The following is a 21,169-nucleotide window of genomic DNA, read 5'->3' on the forward strand; positions in this document are numbered from 1 at the left end:
AAAAGATTAGACATGCATAAGGATATGAACATGCAAGAAATAAAACAGTTAGTTGCAACAGGTAAGTTACAAGACGCAATCGCTTATTGTCAGGTCAGATTAAAAAAACAACCACTTGATACTGATATTCGCAGTGCTTATATCGAGCTGCTATGTATTAATGGCGAGCTAGATAAAGCCGATAAACAAATTAACGTGTTAACTAATCAAGCACCCGAAACCGCGATTGGTGGTAAAAATGTCCAACAACTTATTCGAGCGCAGCAATCTCGCGTTGACTTTTCGCAAGGTGGGGCAACGGCCGAAGTATTTAGTGATGCTGACGCAGAGTTGAACGCGATTGTGGCATTGCAAGTTGCAATTAAAGACAACCATCCCGCTGACATTATGAGTCAATGTACCGCTTTAGAAGCCGCGCGTTATCTTCATAGTCCGACTCAACCACGGGATCTTGATGACAGTTTGGCTGGCTATTTAGAAGTGCTTGGAACAAATGGAAAATTTTACTTAGTTAAATTCTCACAAATCACTATGTTGGAATGGCAACCTGCAAGTTCAATTCTAGAGCAAGTATGGCGTCGTGTTCACATTGATATCGAAAACGGACCAAGCGGTGATGCATTCATACCTCTCACTTACCTAAGTAGTCAATCAGATGCTGAAAAACTTGGACGTGAGACGGATTGGCAACCAATCAATCAAGCTGAAGACGGCGGTTTAATTATGTACCAAGGTGTTGGTCATAAAATGCTATTAATTGGTGAATCAGCTGTTCAGCTGACGGATTTTTACTATGACCAAGAGAATAAAGAGAACCATGATAACCAAGATAACCAAGACATAAATATAGGTATGTCATCACAAGCAGAGCTAGCTTAATGGCCATTCATAATAAGCAGCTTATCGAAGCGTCGTTATTAGATAAGCTTATCGATCTAGAACCGAATATCAGTAATGCTCAAGAGAAACGCACAGGCATAACAGTACGCGCATTACGTCGTTCAATGAAGCGTGACCTCGAAAATTTACTTAATTCGAAAATAAAATGGATGAATTGGCCACATTATTATCGTGAACTCGACGATTCATTATTTAATTATGGTTTACCCGATTTTTCGGGCCTTCCTGTAGGAACCCTTGATGGAAGGCTTGCATTATGCGCTCAAGTTAAACAAACCATTATGCGTTTTGAACCTCGTATTATCGAAGTGAATGTAGAACCTGTCGACATTAATGATGACATTGACCGATCATTAAAGCTAAGAATTGAAGCTTTAATGCACGCAGAACCGCATCCGGAACTAATCAGTTTAGAGTCTGAAGTTGAACCCGTTTATCTGGGTATTTCGGTAACAGATAATCTGTACTAATTATCCAATTTATAATCGCAACTGCAGCAAATAAGTAATTATTTTCTGCTGTTGATATCGCTATAAAAAATAACCATAGGCTGTACGTATGAGTGATGATTTATTAAGTTATTATAATCGTGAATTAAGTTACCTGCGACGAATGGGCGCTGATTATGCTAAAAAATACCCTAAAATAGCAGGTCGATTAAAGCTTGATGATGATTCAGTCGAAGACCCTCACGTGTCTCGATTACTTGAAGGCGTGTCGTTATTAACCGCACAGATTAGACAAAAACTTGATGACAGTTTTCCTGAATTAACTGATGCGTTATTAGGGCAGCTTGCACCTGATTATCAAGTTACGATCCCGTCGCTTGGTATTTGCCAACTGAATGTGAACGACATTGTCAGTAATGGTAGCTTATTTGAGCAAGGTAGCCGTGTTGTTACCCATGTTGCTGGCTACAAGGCTTGTGAGTTTACAACGTGTTATAACACGGATGTTAAACCATTAAAAATCGAAGATATTCAGTTTAAGAATGCACCTTTCAATGCGCCTGACTCACCTTGGAACACCAAACCTAAATCCGTCTTGCAATTCACGCTAAAGCATTTTGTTGCAGGTGATAATTTATCGCTGGTTAACCCAGACAAATTACGCTTTTATCTTGGTGGTCAACTGCAGCATGCATTTTTACTGTATACACATTTATTTCAGCATCTTATTGGTATTGGTATCAGTACCAAAGACGGTTTAAGTCACTGTAAAACACTCGAATCAAGGCACCTTTCAGCGGTCGGCTTTGGGCATGACGAATCTGTTTTACCTTATGGCAAGAAGTCGTTTGATGGTTATCGATTATTAGTCGAGCAGTTTGCTTTCCCACAAAAGTTTTTGTTTGTTGAATTAGTCGATTTGCTCTCTAAATTAACACCAGAGTATGAAGATGAAGTGCAGTTTCACTTTTATTTTTCAGCGTCTTCGCCAGAGCTTGAGTCAAATATTAATCAGGACAGTCTGAAATTAAACTGCACGCCGATCATCAATTGCTTTGAACAGCAGTTAGAGCCCGTTGTATTGGACCCCAGTGTATATGAGTATCGGATTGTTGCAGATAACCGCGATGAATCATGTTCTGAAGTTATATCGATTACAGATGTTGCCTTGTATGACAGCGAGATGGATAAAATGAGGCTCGGTCCTTTTTATAGTCAGACTCATCCACGTTATCAAGACGTGAAACATTTTTGGGTTGCAAGGCGTGAGCATTCAAATTGGTCTGGTGGCGTGGCACAAAAAGGCACAGAGTTATTCTTATCAGTCGTTGATCGTGAGTTTAATAGTTTTACGGATATCGCGGAAAATGGCAGTCGCCAGCGTTTAAGTTTACACGGGCTTTGCTCTAATCGTAACTTGCCAGTACAACTGCCTTATGGTGGGGGAAACCCTGTATTACATACGCCATCCGGTGGTCACATGGTACAAAGTGCCACTTGCATGACACCTTTCACCGCGTCAGTCAGACCTGAATTAGGTAAAGCAACCCGCTGGCAGCTATTACGTTTAGTTAGCCTCGAGCATTTCTCTGGGAATGAAGGTCGAGATAAACTACGTGATTTATTACACCTATTTAACTTTGCAGACAATGCGGCCAGTAATACTCAAATCCAACATATTGAGGGATTAACGATTACGCCTTCTACAGCCAAGTTACTGATACAAGGTCGTATGGGCGTTTGTTATGGCAGTGATATTAATCTAACACTCAATCCTGCTGGTTTTCCAGACAATGATTTATTCTTCTTCGCAACAATCTTAGATCGTTTCTTTGCATTGTTTGCTGCGATCAATAGCTTTACCCGTCTTAAGGTCACTTGTAACGGCAGTACGCAGTTATATCATCAATGGCCAGCGCGGATTGGCGAACGTGCTTTATTATAAGCTGAGGGAAGCGATATGTTAGACAAAGATTTAATACAATACCCGCAGGATTATGATTTTTACCAAGCCGTGTATGCATTGCAAAACCGCGCAAAGCGGGCTGGTTTTGAGCATGGTGCTATTGGACGTGATAACTTTCCGAGCCTTGAAGCCGTTCGCTTTTCGGTCGCTCAGCAAGTGGGTTATGCAGGCGCGCCAATTAACAAGGTTTCTGAGGTTACTGACAGTCACCAGTTAGATCTCGCCGTCACATTCTTAGGATTGACTGGAATGAATGGGGTACTGCCATTTCATTATACCGAGGCCATACTCCAACGCATTCGGCATAAAGATCATGCATTGTGTGATTTTTTTGATATGTTTAATAACCGCATTATTGCCTTGTACTACCGTAGTTGGGAGAAATACCGATTTGCAATAGGGTATGAACAGAATGCGTGCAAGCCAACAGATCCAATCAGTGTGGCACTCAGTAATTTAATCGGTGCTGAAGACGACTTAGCGTTATATTTCGCCAGTTATTTTAAACATGCTATCCGTAATGAAGCCAACCTGCGCAACATGTTGCAAGAGATCGTTGATGGTGAAGTTGTCATTAAGACACTGCAAGGTCAGTGGGTTAACATGGGCGATGATGAAGTTACGCGGTTATGCTCAAGGCAGCAACCTGAAGGAGCATTTGCCTGTTTAGGGGTTAATAGTATGCTTGGTGATAATATGTGGGATCTTAGCAGCAAGATTGATATCGTGATAAAACCCCGTGATGGCAGGGATTTTGACCAGTTAAAACCTAACTCTGCAACACGTAAGGTTATTGAAAACCTAGTCGCTAAGTATCTTGGCCCTGCAATTAAAAGTTCTTTAAAAGTGGAAGCTGATTATGATGCGATTATAAAGCCGCGTTTAGGCTCAGTCGAAATGCAGTTGGGGGCTGGTGCGATGTTGTTGCATGACGAATCAAAGAGTTGTCAGCCTCGTAAAGTGTGTTTATAATTAACAAATTTCATACTTTTTTCATATTTAAGCCATTGATATTGATGATAAGCTGACTTTATTACGGGATGGCGTTACGGCTATTCCCAATAAATTGTTGTATTAAGGATTGATAATGGCAGAACAATACTCGGTAGTGCAGGGCGATACCTTCCCACGGATTGCTAAACATCATGGTAATTAAATTTTTCGCTAAACGGATTTGGCAATGTCTTATAAGTTAATATTATTAAGTGATTTAACACCCACAGATCTTAAAATGGTATTAAGACCGCACGTTGCTGTGGATATAATTCGTGAATTGCATCTCTATCACACCCAGATTTGGGATCTTGATTGGCATAATGCTCATGCTGATTTCATGACGTTGCCAGAAGATAAATATGCTCGTGTAATTGATAAACTCCTTCTAGGCCACATTGTTTTATTACAATGGCCACGAGCACAGTTTGATGGTGTGATAGATCATCGTGGTAACGTAAACCTATCGATGACAATGGGTATTGGTAATGAAGTATTGGTGAGTAAAGTTAGGACACTTCAAGCGACAACAACAAAACAAGAAAGCCATTCTCTAGCTGCTGAAAGTAAACCTCTATCAAAACCAATTATTACACCAGTTAATTCACCAGATGTAGCATCTAGTCGAACGATAAAAGGTGCTGCCGCGCAGCAGCCTGTTTTGTTAGAATTTAAATTGCTAGACCATGATGATGTACCGATGGCAAATGCCGCGTATTTAGTCACGCTGGCATCTGGAGATGAAGTTAATGGACAATTAGATACTGACGGTTACGTGAAACTTTGTGGTGTCGAATATAAGAATGCAAAAATTTGTTTTCCAGAGTTTGATAGCGGAGATTGGTCATAATGACAACGTTAGGGATTGATAATGTCAGATAAATCTAGTGTATATACAGTTGTAAGTGGTGATAACCTTACTCTCATTGCTCGTCGTTTTGGTTTTCGTAATTATCAGACCATATATGATCATGAGCTCAATAGCGAATTCAAAAAATCACGCCCAAATCCTAATATAATCCATCCTGGCGATGAGATAATTATTCCTAATAAAGTCATGAAAACTGTACCTGCGGCAGAAGGAAAAGTACAAGTTTATCGATTGGTTAAAGAAAAACAGATCCCTTCTTCAGGTGGCCAGCAGATCGGTATTTTACCTGTCCGGTATGCTTTTTCTGACAAAATGGCTGAATCACTCGATGAAGAGCGTGAGCAACTCGATAGCACCGGAACTAACTTAGAGTCAGGGCTGATGTCGAGTGGTATGCGTGATTATACCTTGCGTCAATTACGTGATGGTTGGCTATATGTGTATAACGACACAAAAAGTGAATTAGACGAATACCAAATAACAGGGTCAACGTATACCAAATATGAATGGGATACGATAGATCAGCACGCAACCAGTCAGGCTGGAGACGCAAAAAGTATTCTGTTATACAACACTAGCGATAAACTGACCATTGCGTTTGCACCATTGCGTTGGACAGACCGTGTTTGTGAACACATGAGTAATGATGCTGGCAGTCGTGATGCATGGATGCGACAGTTGAATGTGAGTGACTACAAAGTTGCACCGCACACAGCTAACATTACTAAACTAAGCGAATTAGTTGCAGATGTGGATATTGAAGGAGAGGAAACCTTTAATAATACCTGTACACCGCTATCTTATCCTGAGTTAGAGGGGAATAATGATGGTTTGGTTAGTCACAAGGCTGCAAGCACAGAGGTTGATCATACTGTCGATCTGCCAGAGAACACAGCTGCTATTATCGTTGCGCTTGATGATTCCCTTGCCGATGTCAAAGATCTGTATATTGCTTTGGCACAACCTTACGCAAGGCACTCTCTGGTCATGGGGTCAACGGAAGAAGAAGTTGCAGAGAATACTCGTAAATGGGAAATGGCGCAGTTTACCAAGAGCTTAGCGAGAGTACAGTTAAGTGGTGATGAATTACCATCAAAAATTAAAGATAACCCTAAACTAAAAAGTAAATTCAACATTGATTTTAATGAATACTTAAATCGGGTTGAAGCTAAGAATGCTTATTCACAAACATATGCTGCGACACAAGATATGCTCGGAACTGTAGGCCAAAAGTATGATGATAAAATTGTGGAATCTAAAAATAAATTATTGGCAAAATATAATTTTGAATCTACGGGAAAACAAGATCTTGATTTTATTGCACAGCAAAAAAATAAATATCAAGATGAAGTTAGGTGGGATGAATTAGATGCATTTTGTGATGATATTGAACCTAAGTTAAAAGTCAACTTACCGCTAATTAAACAGGCTCATCAAGATTTATTAGTAAGTTTGCAAGTTATTGGTATTGATGCAATGAAGCTTGGCTTTGATGTTGAAAATACTGAGAGCATGATCTATCTATTGAACCTTTCGAATGCGCTAACTTCAATGCTTATGCTTACCACTCTCGATGAGGACGGTGGTGCGTGTCTTAAATCATTTTTAACTCAGCAATCCCCTGACAACCTGTTATCACTGACTACTTTCTGCTTTTCAACTGAGTATAAAAAAGAGTTTGAAGAACGAATGTCATTATTCCGAGAACTAAAAACTGAAACGGATAGTGGTAATTATAGCTTTGCACGTAGTGCAGCAAATGGTTCCTTGTGGGTGGGACGCTTCAGTGAAATTGATACCCTTATGGGTTTCAATGTGGCAGGCGCTCAGGGGTCAACATGGTATCCACTAGTTCAATCCGCTATTCAGCGAACTTTCAGTGCTTTTAAAGAAGCTGCAAAAGGAGCTGCTAGCTCGGCATGGGGGTCGTTGCAAACCTCATTATTCACTAATGCTCTGCCTTCTATAGTATCAAAGAATGTGAATGATTCGATCATTCACCATCTACGATTGGGATTATTAAGTAATGCAATTGAGGAGAATTCTATCATCTTAAATGAGCAGTTTGATATTAAGATGAAACAATTTAATGCTGATCTTGATGCTATCGACAATCGGCTTAAACCACTTCTTAGAAGCAAAGCGAACTTAAATTCAAATAAAAATACCAGTGGTAAAGGGAATTCTTTCTACGCTAAAAAATTCAAGAAAGAAGCAATCGATATAGAAATTGAAAAGCTAGTTAATCAAAAGCACATTCACATCGAAAATAAACCTGATTTGCTTGTTTTTGAAAATGAAAAGATGAAACAGATAGATGTTATATCTAGCCAAAGTACAGCAGAACTTGCTGGCACAGAAGTGGCAAAACGAACACAAAAAGCGCAAGTTATTTATGAAAAATATGGTGCTACTTCACCTGGGTTAGCTATGTTGAATTTTGTTAACCTACTGTATAAAGCTGAAGATTATGCAAATAGCTATGATTATTTGGATGACAAACAGAAATCTAGAATTAATAAAGATCTTGCTTCCACTTTCTTTTGGACTGCCTCGTCTATCAGTGATGTGTTTAGAGGCGTACATTGGGCGCAGGTTCAGAATCAAGGTGAAACACTATTAGCCCTATCGCTTCGGGAGGCAGTGTCTCATGATACATATGGTGCTTTGGTGAAACGGTTTAGTATCAGCATGGGAACTATGGCTGGATTTGGCCTAGTAGCAGCAGGTGTAGAAGCTTGGATGACTTGGGATGATATAGATGATGCAGGTAGTGAATTGGAAGATTCATTATTATGGGGGAAATTAGGAGCATTGGCTGTTCAAGGAGGCGTATTTAGTGTTCAGTCCGTACGTTGGCTATTGTCACAATTTGGTAGCAGAGCATTAGGAACTATTTTCCTTCCTTGGATGACAGCCGTTTTGGCTGTATCAGGTATCGTCTATCTTATTGTTTCAGTTGTTCTTGGTATTATACAAAAAACACCTCTAGAGATCTGGGTAAATAAAAGCACATGGGGCAAGAGACAAAATATCGAATGGACGGCTGAACAAGAACTTCTTGAATATGACAAAATAGTTCGTAAACCAGTGGTTGAAATTACCATGTTAGTGGAAAAAGAAACGGCAGCACAGAAGATGGGCTATGGCCGTGAACCTAATAAGAAACGTTTGGTTATCTTTGTACCTGGGGTTAAACCAAATGATGAAGTTGATGTTGGCATAATCAAGCACAGCTATGTATCTACATCAACGCGTATTAGAGACATAAGTGATATACCTGCGGTAGCATCACTTACATTGGATGACTTAAATCAAGGGACTTGGACTGAGCAAGATGGTCTATGGCAGTACAGTGTAGACGTTGTTGTAGAAGCAGAGCGTGATAGCTTCAATGTCGATATTGTAGTTCCCGCGGGCGATTCAGAAATAGAGTATAAAGCGACAGGTAGTGAAGGCTCTTTGACTGTACATGTACAAGATCAAGTAACTATTGAAAGTAGTTCCAACTTATTTACGAGCAGAGTAGGACATCATGAATAAAGGAAATGGAATGACAGAACAGGAAATAAATGAACTGCGTTGGCAGGAAGAAAGACAATTGCGGGCTATTTTAGATGAAAATTTATTTCAAGCACCTGTTAGTTATGAGTGGAAGGTACTTGTACCCGAAGAAATAATAATGAAGATGGCCAACGTTATTATAAGTGTAGTTATTGGTGGTCTATTTGTTTATGCGGGTCAATCAAGAGACTCTATAGGGTTAATTATTACTGGTGTTATTTTTGGTGTTTTATTCTTTCTCATGGCTCGTTATCTATTCAGTCCGGACAAGGATATGCACTACAAACTCACTCCTTTAGGAATCATTTACACTGAAAAAGATACCATCCCTGATGTAGCTTATACAATCATGCGTGGTTTTGCATGGTTCTCTGCGGTGGCCTGTTTGACGACGGTTGTATATGTTGGCCCACTTGCTTTTGTAGGTGCTGGTGGGATGGCGTTATTAGCCGTTAAATTTACTGGTTTTCATGCAGTGACGAAAACTGTTACGGTTCAATTTGCTAAAGATTATAAAATAAAGACGTTAAATAAAGCTGGTATTATGTGTTTGTGCAGTCAGCCCGTCGATATTTATTGTACTCGCCGAATCCACTACGAACCGAATCAAGAAGCTGAATTACTTGTAGCATTATCACAATATATAAATATCGAGCAAGTAATAAAAGTGAAAGGGCATCGTGCGCTTGGGTATTATAATTGAGTCTTAAGTTCACATATCTATGATTAATGATTAGTTACTGAGATCCTGTATGAGAAAAACAGACGAAATATCGGAACAGGAATTAAATGAATTACGCTGGCAAGAAGAGCGTAAGTTACGTGATATCTTAGATGCTAAATTATTAAAAGCACCTGTAACTTATGAGTGGCGACTCATGGTGTCTGGGCACATAGTAATCAAGATTAGTGGTGCTGTTATGAGTATATTTTTAGGCGGATTATTTATTCAGATGGGTGTAGGTGACGATTCTTTAGGGACCATTATTTTCGGTATTATCTTTAGTTTAATGTTATTAGGAATGACTCGTTATCTATTTTGTCCTGATAAGGCGATACACTACAAGCTCACTCCTTTAGGTATCATTTATACTGAAAAAGACACCATCCCTGATGTTGCTTATACAATCATGCGTGGTTTTGCATGGTTCTCTGCGGTGGCCTGTTTGGCGACTGTTGTATATGTTGGCCCACTTGCTTTTGTAGGTGCTGGTGGAATGGCATTATTAGCCGTTAAATTTACGGGTTTTCATGCCGAAACAAAACATAAGAGTGTAAATTTTATTGGTGAATATACGATTAAAGTTGTTCCAAATAATGGGGTGCTAAGCATCTGGAGTTCTAGTGATGAATTGTATGCATCACGTCGATTTTATTTTGAGCCTGCTAAAGAAGATGAATTAATTATGGAACTGTCAAAACATATGGAAATCAAAGAAATAATTCAGGTAAAGAGTATGCGTGAATTAGATTTTTAAAAAATGATATTTATCACCACTAACTTGCATAAAACGAGTCTAAAGTGACTCGCTTTAGGCGGTATCAGACTTGAGGTTACTTGGTTGGGTATGCCGAATTTATTTCATCAGCTAAACGATAACCGGCTTGGGATAAACGCTGTTTAACGTCTTTAGTGCCTTGCTTATAGTATGCAGCACTTGGTGTTGTGTCTTTCTTCACACTGTATCCGAAGTCAGCCATTTTATAACTTTCTTGTACCCACTGATTGATATTACCAGTAGTACCTAGTTCAAACGACTTTTTAGGGTGCGTTTGCTGTAGTGTTACAGCCACATCATGGATATTATAAAGTGTGTCAAGGAAACCCATACCACTGTCCCATAAATGGTGGAGATCGCGTTGTGGAATATTAAGCGTATACTTATTCGCACCTAGGTCACTATTACAGCTGTTAGCGGAAATGTCGCTGCTAATAGAGTGCATTGGTTGGTGTGAATCGCCAACAAGGTGGCTAATGAACATCATGCTTGCAGCTTGATGATTTACTTTGAAGCTATCAAATAAGCTTTTAGATACGACTTCCACATTTGGAATGTGAATAAAATTACATTTACTGCTTGCTGGATACGCTTGGTTAATATAATGCCAAGCACCCGTGGTTTTTTCATCCCACTGATTTAATGATGCAGGTATTTGTTCGCCCATCGATTCCCAAATGTTTTCTGCAGGAACCTTACGAATCAAATCCGGCACCATAGCGAGTTTTGCAAATTGACTTGCACCTTCAAAAGTATCCATTTTGTTTTTGATCTCTTGAGGCATTGAGCGATATGCTTTTTCTGCTAACACGTCAACGTGTGCGCGTGCTGTGTCAGATAGATTCTGGTAAGCAATTTCTGCAACGGTTACATGTCCTTGGTAGTTCCATGCGTTTGCAGCCTGTGGGAGTAGGGCCAATAGTACAACAGATGATGCAATCAGATTTTTATTCTTCACGTTCGTCTCTATTTTATCGTTCAATAAGATAGGCACCGATTAGGCATTCTTATGCGAGGTACGTCAAATAATATCTTGTAATCTTTTTTATTAAAGGTTGAATTTTGTGCCGTTTGGTCTTGAAGCATCTTTACAGTAGATTTTGAATGTAGGAATTGAAGAAGGGGAAGGACAAGAGTTCAACCAGATCAGTACAAGAGAGATTATGTATTTTGATGAAGAGATACTTATAGGCTTAATCAACTAGAATCTGATGTGTACTAGCTCAGATTAAGCCTAAGCTAGTACACCTTAGCTTATCTTCTCAAATTTAAACTTATCCGCTACCGTTATGCCAATAACTCTACCAACGTCATCTTTATGGAAAACGTATGGGTTAAACTTGGACTCTACCTCAATGAATTTTGTTTCCTCAACAGGGTATAAACGTGAAAATTTTTCTTCATCAGGTGCCTTAAATTGTAATTTTTCATCGATAACTCTAATGTCTACAATGTAGTCTCCAGAATAACCAATATTAGTGGACATTTTATACTTTCCTGTAAACTCTTTAAGTTTATCAAGAGGAACATAGAATACATCAATGGACTTTCGTTTATACATGCCCATTTCATAATATTTGGAGATGGCCATCATAACCTTCATATTCGTTAAACTACCACTGTCTCCATTACTCATCACTATGATGCCTTCACCTTCATTTACGAAAGCGTTAAAGTCATTAGTAAAACCAAGATTTTTACCGTCGTGACCAAAGATAATTTGGTTGTTAACCTGTCTTATAGATGGACCGAGTCCCCAATCACCTTGATGCTTGATAAAAATAGACTCTACTGTCGATTTCTTTAATATCCCATCGGTTTTCCCCGCTATTATTGATTGCATATGCATGACATATAAAGCTAAATCTGATGGTGTAGTCCATAGGCCGGCTGCAGCCTTCTCTGGGTAATCATTATAAATCGCGGGGTACATTTTTCCATTCTGGTCATAAGCTGCACTTGCACGCTGCTTTAACATCATAGGCAATACATGCTTGAATGTACTACTTGTCATCCCCATTGGCTTAAGAATTTGATTATCGGCATATTCTGAAAAAGAAAGCCCTGTAATGTCTTCGACTATTTTTTGGATGACAGTATAGCCACCTCCAGAATATCGCCAATTTTTTCCTGGTAGTTGATTAACTTCAACTTTGTGAGTGTTTCCCTTACCACTAAGAATATCAATTGTACTTGGAAGTTTACTACCAGTTGCGTACCCTGGAAAACCCGGAACGCTAAGGCCTGCATTATGAGTAAGTAAGTGGCGTAGTGTGACGGGGTTTTCTTTGGTCAGTTGGCTTCCTTCAACGTTCCAACCTTTTAGGTATTGATTGACATCTACATCTAGTTTCAACTTCCCTTGTTCAACCAATTTCAGAGCGGCTAGGGCGGCAATTGGTTTGCTGATTGATGCTGCTTGGAATAGAGTGTCAGTGTTAACCTTCGATGTTGTATTCGCAATACCATAACCTTTTGCCCAATCGATTTTTCCTTTATGAATTACCGCCACACTAAGGCCTGGTAAATTTGTTTTATTCATACTGTCAATTATAGAGATACTTGCGTCTGGTTCACCAACAATCTTAAAAATGTTTTTTAGATTGTTTTCAATATTTTTGGGCGCATCGGCGTTAGTTTGAGCTGCGCACGTAAATGTCAGCAAACACACAGAAAGCAGCGAGGTATTGAAAACCGAAGAAAAATAACGTTTTTTATTCCTAATGGCGTGTTTGATTTATAACTCCTTAACAAGCAAGAACAGATGAAAATAATGCTCTTTTTAATGATGAAGTGAAATTTTTCACTTGTATTACTTTAACTTGTTTAGACGATGTTTTTCAACCTTTTTTCATACCTCTAGCCGATTGTTGATTAGACCTAAAGTTCATACCATTGATGTGTTAATTTGATGAATTAAAAGGATTTTACATGTCAACGATGTCGTTAAAACACCTAGTGGATAAATTAAACCAAAGCGGGAAAAAGGCACTAGAAGGTGCTGCGGGACTTTGTCATTCACGCAGTCAATTTACGGTTGAGATAGAACACTGGCTATTACAGCTGGTCGAAAACAAACAAGATGATATAGGGATAATCTGTCAGCTGCAGGGCATCGATGTACAAGTGCTTATCAATGAACTTAATTTATCATTAGAACGACAAAAAACCGGGAATAGCGCAGCGCCAAGCCTCTCTCCGCATATCATTACCTTGTTAAGACAAGCTTGGTTAAATGCGACCATTGAGTTTGACGAACAGCAGATCCGTTCCGGTATTATTCTTTATACACTGCTTAGTGACGACAGTATTAATGCGATGTTGTCTCGTCATGTTCGCCAATTTGAACGATTATCAGCAGCCTTAATTCGTGATAATTGGTCTATCATCACCGAAAAATCGACAGAGCAAAACAGCCTTGTTGGTGTGTCTAATGCGGGCGTAGCAACAAACAGTAAAACACCGTCGTTAGACCAATTTACGGTTGATTTAACGCAAAAAGCCCGTAGCGGCAAGATGGACCCTATTTTAGGGCGTGACCCAGAAATAAGACAAATGGTCGATATTCTAACGCGTCGCCGTCAAAACAACCCAATATTAACCGGTGATGCCGGTGTGGGTAAAACCGCGGTTGTTGAAGGGCTTGCGCAACGTATCGCAGCGAAAGATGTCCCAGAAAGTCTGCAGCATGTTCAATTACGTGAACTTGATCTTGCGCTTTTGCAAGCGGGTGCAGGGATGAAAGGTGAGTTTGAAAACCGCCTTAAAGCGGTATTAAATGAAGTAAAACAATCTGCAAACCCGATCATCTTATTCATTGATGAAGCACATACCATGATTGGTGCTGGTGGCGCGGCAGGTCAAAATGACGCAGCAAATATCCTCAAACCTGCGCTAGCTCGTGGTGAGTTACGTACTATCGCTGCAACAACTTGGGCTGAATACAAAAAGTATTTCGAAAAAGATCCTGCATTAACGCGTCGTTTCCAAGTTGTTAAGATCGAAGAGCCTTCTGTTCCAACAGCTGTCACTATGTTACGTGGTCTTTTACCTGTCATGGAACAACATCATGATGTTGTTATTACTGCCGACGCCCTCCAAGCTGCCGTGACCTTATCTAAACGTTATATAAACGGCCGTCAATTACCGGACAAAGCAGTGGCCTTATTGGATACCGCTTGTGCTCGCGTTGCAATTAGCCAAGCGGCAACTCCGGGTTTAGTTGAAGATTTACAACGTCAGCAAGCGCAGCTTGAAGCTGAAATTAAACTGCTTGAGCGTGAACAGTTATCTGGCGATGATCACAGTGACACAATTAGCATGTTACAAACGAACCTTACTGGTATAAAAGATAATTTAGCGATTGAGAAACAGGCTTGGCAAGCGCAATCAGAATTAGTAAAAGCTATTCAACAACAAATTGCAGATATTCATGAAAATGGCGCAGAAGAAGAAAAATATACTCGACTTAAAGCGTTAAAAGCACAATTACACCAAGCTAAAAATACCATGGTCTACTGGCAGGTTGATGAACAAGTCATTTGTGAAGTCATTTCTGACTGGACAGGTATCCCATTAGGTAAAATGGCACAAGATGAACTGGAAACCGTGCTCAACCTAAGCGATGAGATGAAGTCACGTGTTATCGGTCAAGACCATGCGATTGATATGATTGCTAAAACAGTGCAAATCTCGCGTGCGCAACTCAGTGATGAAAGTAAACCCAATGGTATTTTCATGTTAACGGGTCCAAGTGGTGTCGGTAAAACTGAAACCGCGCTCACACTTGCCGAGCAGGTTTATGGCAGTGAAGAGAATATTATCACGATTAATATGTCTGAATATAAAGAAGAGCATAAAGTATCACTGCTTCTTGGTTCACCTCCCGGCTATGTCGGTTTTGGTGAGGGCGGCGTATTAACCGAAGCTGTTCGCCGTAATCCTTACAGTGTGGTGTTACTCGATGAAATGGATAAAGCAGCACCTGGCGTGCAAGATATTTTTTATCAAATCTTTGATAAAGGCTGTGTTAAGGATGGTGAAGGGCGAGATATAGATTTTAAAAATACCATCATTATCATGACATCCAATGTAGGTACTGACACGATAACAAGCTTGTTTGCCGATCCAGACACTGCCCCTGAATTAGAGAGCTTGGCTGATTGTATTAAAGCAGATCTAACTGCGGTATTTAAACCCGCGTTCTTGGGACGTGCAAACATAATTCCGTTTGTGCCGTTAACGGATGACATGTTAAGTACGATTGCTCAATTACAAATAAATCGTTTGGCTGCGCGAATTCGTCGTAATCACAATGCTGATTTTACAGTTGATAATGAAGTAATTACTCAAATTGTCAGTCGTTGTCATGACGTGGCATCAGGTGCCCGTACAATCCATAACTATCTACAAAATACCTTGTTACCCGAAATATCAGTACAAGTATTGGAAGCAATGACTAAACAGGTTGAATTTAGTCAAATAAACGTTATTACGAATGAAGAAAAATTCATTATCACGCTCATTTAGAACGAAAAGTATGAGATAGAAAACCATTCTTTTTATAGGGTGAAAGCATACTTGGAAAACTTGTATTACAGAGTGGTAATTTAGATAATGTAATCAGCTGTTGAAGCGCAGATTTGTTTATTTATTATAGTGTTAAGTAAACTAACTGGTAATTTGAAATATATTTTAGAGATGGTTTTATTGATAAAACTATTGTAATGAAAAGCTTATTTAAGCAATTTAAAAGGATGATAAAATGCAAGCAAATACGTATTTAAATTATGAAGGGATTGCTGGTGAATCTACTGCTAAAGAATTCCCAGATTTAATCACAGTATTATCGTTAGACTTCGGTACAACTCGTGTATTAAGTTCTTATACTGGTACTGCGCAAGATCGTGAAGCAAGTTCTGCAAAGCTTAATGATGTAACGATTACAAAATTACAGGATAAAGCGTCACCTGAGCTATTTAAAGAATCGACAATTGGTAAAGGTAAAAGTGCAATCTTCCACATTACTAAGCAGGGTAAAGGCATCGAAGAGATCATGAAAATTGAACTTACAGATGCAATGATCAGCGGCTACCAAGTTTCTGTTCAAGGTGACCGTCCTTTAGAAACGATTACAATTAGTTATACAGAAATGATGATGACTGTAACGCCGACTGATGATCAGAACAATGTACAAGCACCACTTGTATATGGTTACAGCGGTGTAACTGGCCAACAAATGTAAGTTTGCTGGTTTCACAGTTGGGTGACTTAAACAGTTGCCCAACTGTTTCGTTACACTTGTTCAGTTAGGAAATAAAATGGCAGCGGCTACTCAACAACATTCAATGATGAAAATCACCACACCATTGGGTGGTGACGCCTTACATATTACGGCCGTATCAATGCAAGAAAGCATATCTGCTTTGTACGAAATTAATGCCTCGGTGTATACCACAAATAGTGAGCTGGATTACCAAGCGCTACTGGGTCAATCGGTAACCATTGAACTTGCTGTTAAAGATTCTTCTGGCAACTACACAAGAAATTTTAATGGTCTTGTAACAAGTATCAGTTCTCAGGGGCAATCTTATGAAGCACTGAATAATACCAGTAAATATTACCGTTATACCTTAATTATTTCACCGCAGCTTTGGTTAGCAACTATGCGAAGTAATTGCCGTATCTTTCAAGACCTCTCCGTTATCGATATTGCGTCATTAATATTTCCTGAGCATAATATTCAGTTTGTTAACAATGCAGGTACTACATTTAAGCCCTATGAATACTGCGTTCAGTATCATGAAACTGATTATCAACTTTTGACTCGATTATTTGCTCAGGAAGGTATATATTTTTACTTTAAGCAAAGCAGTGGGTCTAATTCCGTTATATTAGCAAATTCAACGACTTCACATGTGAACTGTGCCGAAAGTCCTTTGCTACAATCAGATGAAATTATTTCTCATGCTTACGTCTCCACTTGGTCGTCATTGGCCGCAGTTAAACCCGGTAAGGTGAGCTTAAGAGCTATTAACTTTGAACAGCCCTTAATGAATATTGACGGTAGTTCAGTTAATGCTGAGTTTACAGGGCAAGATAATTTAGAACATTTTGAATATGTTTCTGGGCATAAAAATTTAGCCGCATCAAATTCATTTTCAGCAACACACTTAGAACAATTACAATCAAACAAAGCTATTTTTAAAGCCAACTCAAATTATGTGACGATTGAAAGTGGTAAGGTGATTGCTTTTTCTAAGCACGCAACACAAAGCCTTGTGGGGCCTGAATTCCTTATTACACGCAACCATTTTATGGCGAGTCAAGGCTCGCAGCTTGATGTTAATTCAAAAAATGGTATGGAGATCAATTCTAATTTTTGTTGTGTTGAAAATACGCCAAACTATCAGCCGATTATAAATATAAATAAACCAATCATTCGTGGTGTGCAAACGGCCATTGTAACGGGGGCTGCGTCGGACGAGATATATGTTGATTCTTACGGACGCATTAAAGTTAAATTTTATTGGGATAGGCTAGGTACATCAGACGAGAACAGCTCTTGTTGGATCCGAGTTTCTCAAAATTGGGCGGGTAAAAACTGGGGCGCATTCTTTTATCCCCGTGTAGGGCAAGAGGTATTAGTATCATTCTTAGATGGTGATGCTTCACAGCCTATTGTTATTGGTGCTATTTATAATGGCGATCAAATGCCCGTGAATCCTTTACCGGCCAACAAAACTCAAAGTGGTATTCGGACTCACTCAACAACAACTAACGGTAATGCAAACTGTAACGAACTGATTTTCGAAGACAAAATCGGCAGTGAATTGTTAGGCTTGCGTGCCGAGAAGGATCATCAATTAGTTGTCGTTAATAATCAGACCGACACTGTAGGTAATGACCGAACAACAACGGTCACCAATAATGACACATTGACAGTGACCAATGATCAAACGCAAACCGTCAATAACGACCGTAATAGTCAGATCGCTAATAACGATACGCTCGATGTTGGCAATATACTTAAACTTAAGGCTGCAACGGAGATTAAGCTTGAAGTGGGTGCGGCTAGCTTATTAATGAAAAGTGACGGAACGATAAAGCTTTCTGGCGTTAATATCGAAATATCAGGGACAAATGTCAAAGTTAAAGGCACTGCAACTAATATCGAAGGGGCAATGGTTGTCGTGAAAGGCTCTGTCGTTAAAATTAATTAAACTTATTTTATTATCTGGTTTTAGAAAAGGATTTTTATGGGAATGCCAGCTGCAACAATGACGAGTTTTCATGTATGCCCTGCGTCAACTAGTCGTGTGCCTCATATCGGCGGTCCTGTGATCGTCGGTTCGCCTACTGTGCTGATTGGAGGGCTCCCTGCGGCAAGGTTGGGTGATAAAATGGTATGTTGTGGACCACCAGACACGATTGTGAAGGGATCTGCGACGGTACTCATTAATGGTAAACCTGCTGCTCGAATGGGGGATGCCGCTGCACATGGTGGAAAAATTGTTGCAGGTGTACCAACCGTGTTAATAGGTTAGGGATTGATATGGATGTACAGTCTCTACTTTCGCTGATTGGCCAGGTTGAAACCTACTTTCAACAGCGTGAACGTTGCTTTGACAATTGCTGGTCAACGCATTTACAACTCAAGCAACTTGACCAGCAAGCCGCAGGTTGGTTTTATTTATTAACGCAACAACGTGATGCATTACCAACTTTAGATATAGATAAACCCACTTGGCTTGATTTATTATTAGCACAAACTGTCACCGAGTTAGTGGAACTCGTCAAACATCGCACTGCGATTAATGGTAGCGATAAGGTTTGTCTGCAATGGTGGTCTCAACGTCATAATGGTGCTGCGTTAATTGCTGCGCTTATTACACTGGAAGCCACAGCAAAGCAATCATCAACACCGCAGAGTTTGTTAACACAAGAATTGTTATGTGTTATAGCCACTGCAACACCTGTCATTAGCGATCAATTCAATTTTCTTCATGTCGATAATATTAAGCCCTGTATTCATTTTATTAACCAACATTTGGGCAAAGCATCGCATATCTGGTCTAGTCACTTTTTAGACGCAGAAACGACAGAACCAAACAGTAAAAAGTTATTAGCCTTGAGCTTATGTCGAGGTACGTTTCCTGTGAACTTGCCTGTATTAAGCAGCGTGTTATTAGCAGACAAATCTTTATTGAAACAATATGTTGTTCAAGCCGATAGCCGTTTGGTGGGTGTGGTAATCAATGAATTGTCTGCCCATAACGACAATGCCAAATTTGTATTATCACTCATGGCATTTAGCGGATATAAGCAATTCATTCCTTGGTTGATCCAAATGTTAACCGCTGGTTTTTTAAGTCACGCTGCTTTTGCTGCTTTGCATACCTTGTTAGGGGCTGACTTTGAGGCGCAACTACCTGCTAAATTATATGGCGAGTACGAACCTGAATCTAAAGTAGACTTGCTGGTGGCGTTGAAACAGTCATTGAGTGATTGGTGGATATTACACCGCGATGAATTCCCAGAGCGTATATTGGCGGGTAAACCAATTAATGAATCAAATATAGACTTTATCTGGCAGCAAGGAAACATTTCGCAATGCGAGGTTGCTGCTTATCACTATTGGTGCATGAAGGCTGAACATCGTTTAACGGATGCGCGTGGGTTTAATATCGGAGGTATGCTATGAAATTTACGGTAGTCGATTATGCCGGTGAGTTTGGTTGTCATCCTAATTCAATCGATTCTGTTTTGACTGGGCTAACACCGGATATAGCCTTAACAGAGCTTGCTGCATACGCGCAATTTAAGCCCGTTAAACAAGTCGCGTTTACTCAATCAGAATTGGCTGATAACCGTATTGACCGATGGCAAATATTGATTAACGCTGCGTTAGCAAACTCGAATTTAATTGAATTAAGTCAAGATGCCCCGGTATTGATGGTGCTGCCTTATGTCGATGCTAAATTTAGCCAGATGCAGAATCACTTGATTGATTCTGTGATTGATATTTTACCTGCGTGGACAAGGCACCCTAATAGTCATTATTACTTGCTGGGAAGTGCGGGGTTTTATCAGGCATTGCGCCAAGCGGACGTATTACTCAGTGCAGGTATGGAACAGGTGGTGATTGGTGCAGTAGACAGTTGGGCGACAGAGCAAGGCTTGTTAAAGTTTATTAGCAAGTTCAGTGATTATGGCTCTGTTGTATTACCTGCTTCAGAAGGGGCTGTCTTTATTGTGTTGTCTCGGCTGTCACAGGGTATAGAGGTGTTAGGTTGTGGTATGGATGTGGTGATTGATCGACATGCTCCAAGTGGCCTAATTGCAATTATTGCGGATCTTGTCGCTAAACAAACTCAACCTGTACAGTATTTGTCGCTGTGTCATTCCGGAGATGAAAGCTTAGATCAAGTCGGGCACAATACACTCTGTGCTATTTCAGGGCTTTACGATGCCAATACTCAGTTTTTAACGCCACAAATTACGCAAGGCGATATTGGCGCTTGCTATAGCTTATTACATTTTTTACTCAGTTATCATCATTATAAACAGCATATCTGGCAGGGAACTAGCCTACAAATTGATACGTCGTCGTTGCCTTATGTTGGCGCTGCGATTTATCGCTGGTGTGACTGAGTATTTATCGCTGGTGTAACAGATTAATTACCGGCAGTAAGACACCTTATTATTGAAAAGATTAAATGGACTTATTTTCATGAATGGAATCACGATGCAAAGCCCTCTATCGATTGATAGGAGGGTTAACTATGCGGTATGCAATTAAATAACTGAAGTTGAGTGTATCTATTGGCTTAATTTTGATTTTTGGAAAACAAAAACGCTGCCTTCATGACAGAATTGCTGGTACTAAAGTAGTAAATATATAGTAATTTCAGTGTTTTTTAATAAG

16 protein-coding genes are annotated in these 21,169 nt (G+C 39.7%); 14 read left to right on the plus strand and 2 right to left on the minus strand.

Annotation, left to right across the window (positions count from 1 at the left end; all coding sequences use genetic code 11):
- Positions 1 to 30 precede the first annotated feature (30 nt).
- From AKG98_RS17540 to AKG98_RS17575, 8 genes are all read left to right on the plus strand, one after another.
- Positions 31 to 879 carry a type VI secretion system accessory protein TagJ gene (locus tag AKG98_RS17540; protein WP_067048896.1) on the plus strand — a complete coding sequence of 283 codons (849 nt, stop codon included), beginning with the start codon at positions 31 to 33 and terminating at the stop codon, positions 877 to 879.
- Entirely contained in the window at positions 879 to 1,370 is a 492-nt protein-coding gene (gene tssE, locus AKG98_RS17545; RefSeq protein WP_067048899.1) for a type VI secretion system baseplate subunit TssE, read from the plus strand. Before AKG98_RS17540 ends, tssE begins: the two co-directional genes overlap by 1 nt.
- 88 nt (positions 1,371 to 1,458) lie before the next feature.
- The gene (gene tssF, locus AKG98_RS17550; RefSeq protein ID WP_067048902.1) at positions 1,459 to 3,294 is read left to right on the plus strand and encodes a type VI secretion system baseplate subunit TssF; all 1,836 of its coding nucleotides are present in this window, start codon (positions 1,459 to 1,461) and stop codon (positions 3,292 to 3,294) included.
- 15 nt (positions 3,295 to 3,309) lie between these two features.
- On the plus strand, positions 3,310 to 4,287 hold the full coding sequence (tssG, locus tag AKG98_RS17555; protein WP_067048905.1) for a type VI secretion system baseplate subunit TssG: 978 nt from the start codon (positions 3,310 to 3,312) through the stop codon (positions 4,285 to 4,287).
- A 208-nt stretch (positions 4,288 to 4,495) separates the two neighbouring features.
- The gene (locus tag AKG98_RS17560) at positions 4,496 to 5,158 is read left to right on the plus strand and encodes a hypothetical protein (RefSeq protein ID WP_067048907.1); all 663 of its coding nucleotides are present in this window, start codon (positions 4,496 to 4,498) and stop codon (positions 5,156 to 5,158) included.
- A 21-nt stretch (positions 5,159 to 5,179) separates the two neighbouring features.
- The gene (locus tag AKG98_RS17565; RefSeq protein WP_067048910.1) at positions 5,180 to 8,722 is read left to right on the plus strand and encodes a toxin VasX; all 3,543 of its coding nucleotides are present in this window, start codon (positions 5,180 to 5,182) and stop codon (positions 8,720 to 8,722) included.
- Positions 8,723 to 8,732: 10 nt separating this feature from the next.
- Complete coding sequence (locus AKG98_RS17570) at positions 8,733 to 9,446, plus strand: hypothetical protein (protein ID WP_067048913.1); 714 nt, start codon at positions 8,733 to 8,735, stop codon at positions 9,444 to 9,446.
- A gap of 49 nt (positions 9,447 to 9,495) precedes the next feature.
- A complete protein-coding gene (locus tag AKG98_RS17575) occupies positions 9,496 to 10,221 on the plus strand; it encodes a hypothetical protein (RefSeq protein ID WP_067048915.1) in 726 nt (241 codons plus the stop codon).
- Positions 10,222 to 10,297: 76 nt separating this feature from the next.
- On the opposite strand, the gene AKG98_RS17580 is transcribed toward AKG98_RS17575, so the two are convergent.
- Both AKG98_RS17580 and AKG98_RS17585 read right to left on the minus strand, forming a co-directional pair.
- Positions 10,298 to 11,200: a S1/P1 nuclease gene (locus AKG98_RS17580; RefSeq protein WP_067048919.1), complete on the minus strand. Its 903-nt coding sequence runs from the start codon at positions 11,198 to 11,200 to the stop codon at positions 10,298 to 10,300.
- Positions 11,201 to 11,491: 291 nt separating this feature from the next.
- Positions 11,492 to 12,784 carry a serine hydrolase gene (locus tag AKG98_RS17585; RefSeq protein WP_157534156.1) on the minus strand — a complete coding sequence of 431 codons (1,293 nt, stop codon included), beginning with the start codon at positions 12,782 to 12,784 and terminating at the stop codon, positions 11,492 to 11,494.
- 389 nt (positions 12,785 to 13,173) lie between these two features.
- Here AKG98_RS17585 and tssH point away from each other — a divergent pair, with 389 nt between their 5' ends.
- The 6 genes from tssH (at position 13,174) to AKG98_RS17615 (ending at position 20,895) form a co-directional block, all read left to right on the plus strand.
- Positions 13,174 to 15,771, plus strand: coding sequence for a type VI secretion system ATPase TssH (tssH, locus tag AKG98_RS17590; protein ID WP_067048925.1), 2,598 nt, complete (start codon positions 13,174 to 13,176; stop codon positions 15,769 to 15,771).
- A gap of 235 nt (positions 15,772 to 16,006) precedes the next feature.
- Positions 16,007 to 16,486, plus strand: coding sequence for a type VI secretion system tube protein Hcp (locus AKG98_RS17595; RefSeq protein ID WP_067048928.1), 480 nt, complete (start codon positions 16,007 to 16,009; stop codon positions 16,484 to 16,486).
- Between the two features lie 76 nt (positions 16,487 to 16,562).
- Entirely contained in the window at positions 16,563 to 18,464 is a 1,902-nt protein-coding gene (locus AKG98_RS17600) for a type VI secretion system Vgr family protein (RefSeq protein ID WP_067048931.1), read from the plus strand.
- A gap of 36 nt (positions 18,465 to 18,500) precedes the next feature.
- Entirely contained in the window at positions 18,501 to 18,788 is a 288-nt protein-coding gene (locus AKG98_RS17605; RefSeq protein ID WP_067048934.1) for a PAAR domain-containing protein, read from the plus strand.
- A gap of 8 nt (positions 18,789 to 18,796) precedes the next feature.
- On the plus strand, positions 18,797 to 19,945 hold the full coding sequence (locus AKG98_RS17610; protein WP_067048937.1) for a hypothetical protein: 1,149 nt from the start codon (positions 18,797 to 18,799) through the stop codon (positions 19,943 to 19,945).
- Complete coding sequence (locus AKG98_RS17615) at positions 19,942 to 20,895, plus strand: hypothetical protein (protein ID WP_067048940.1); 954 nt, start codon at positions 19,942 to 19,944, stop codon at positions 20,893 to 20,895. The genes AKG98_RS17610 and AKG98_RS17615 overlap by 4 nt, the downstream gene beginning before the upstream one ends.
- The last annotated feature ends 274 nt before the right edge of the window (positions 20,896 to 21,169 follow it).

The organism is Moritella sp. JT01, from assembly GCF_001574435.1.
Lineage (GTDB): Bacteria > Pseudomonadota > Gammaproteobacteria > Enterobacterales > Moritellaceae > Moritella.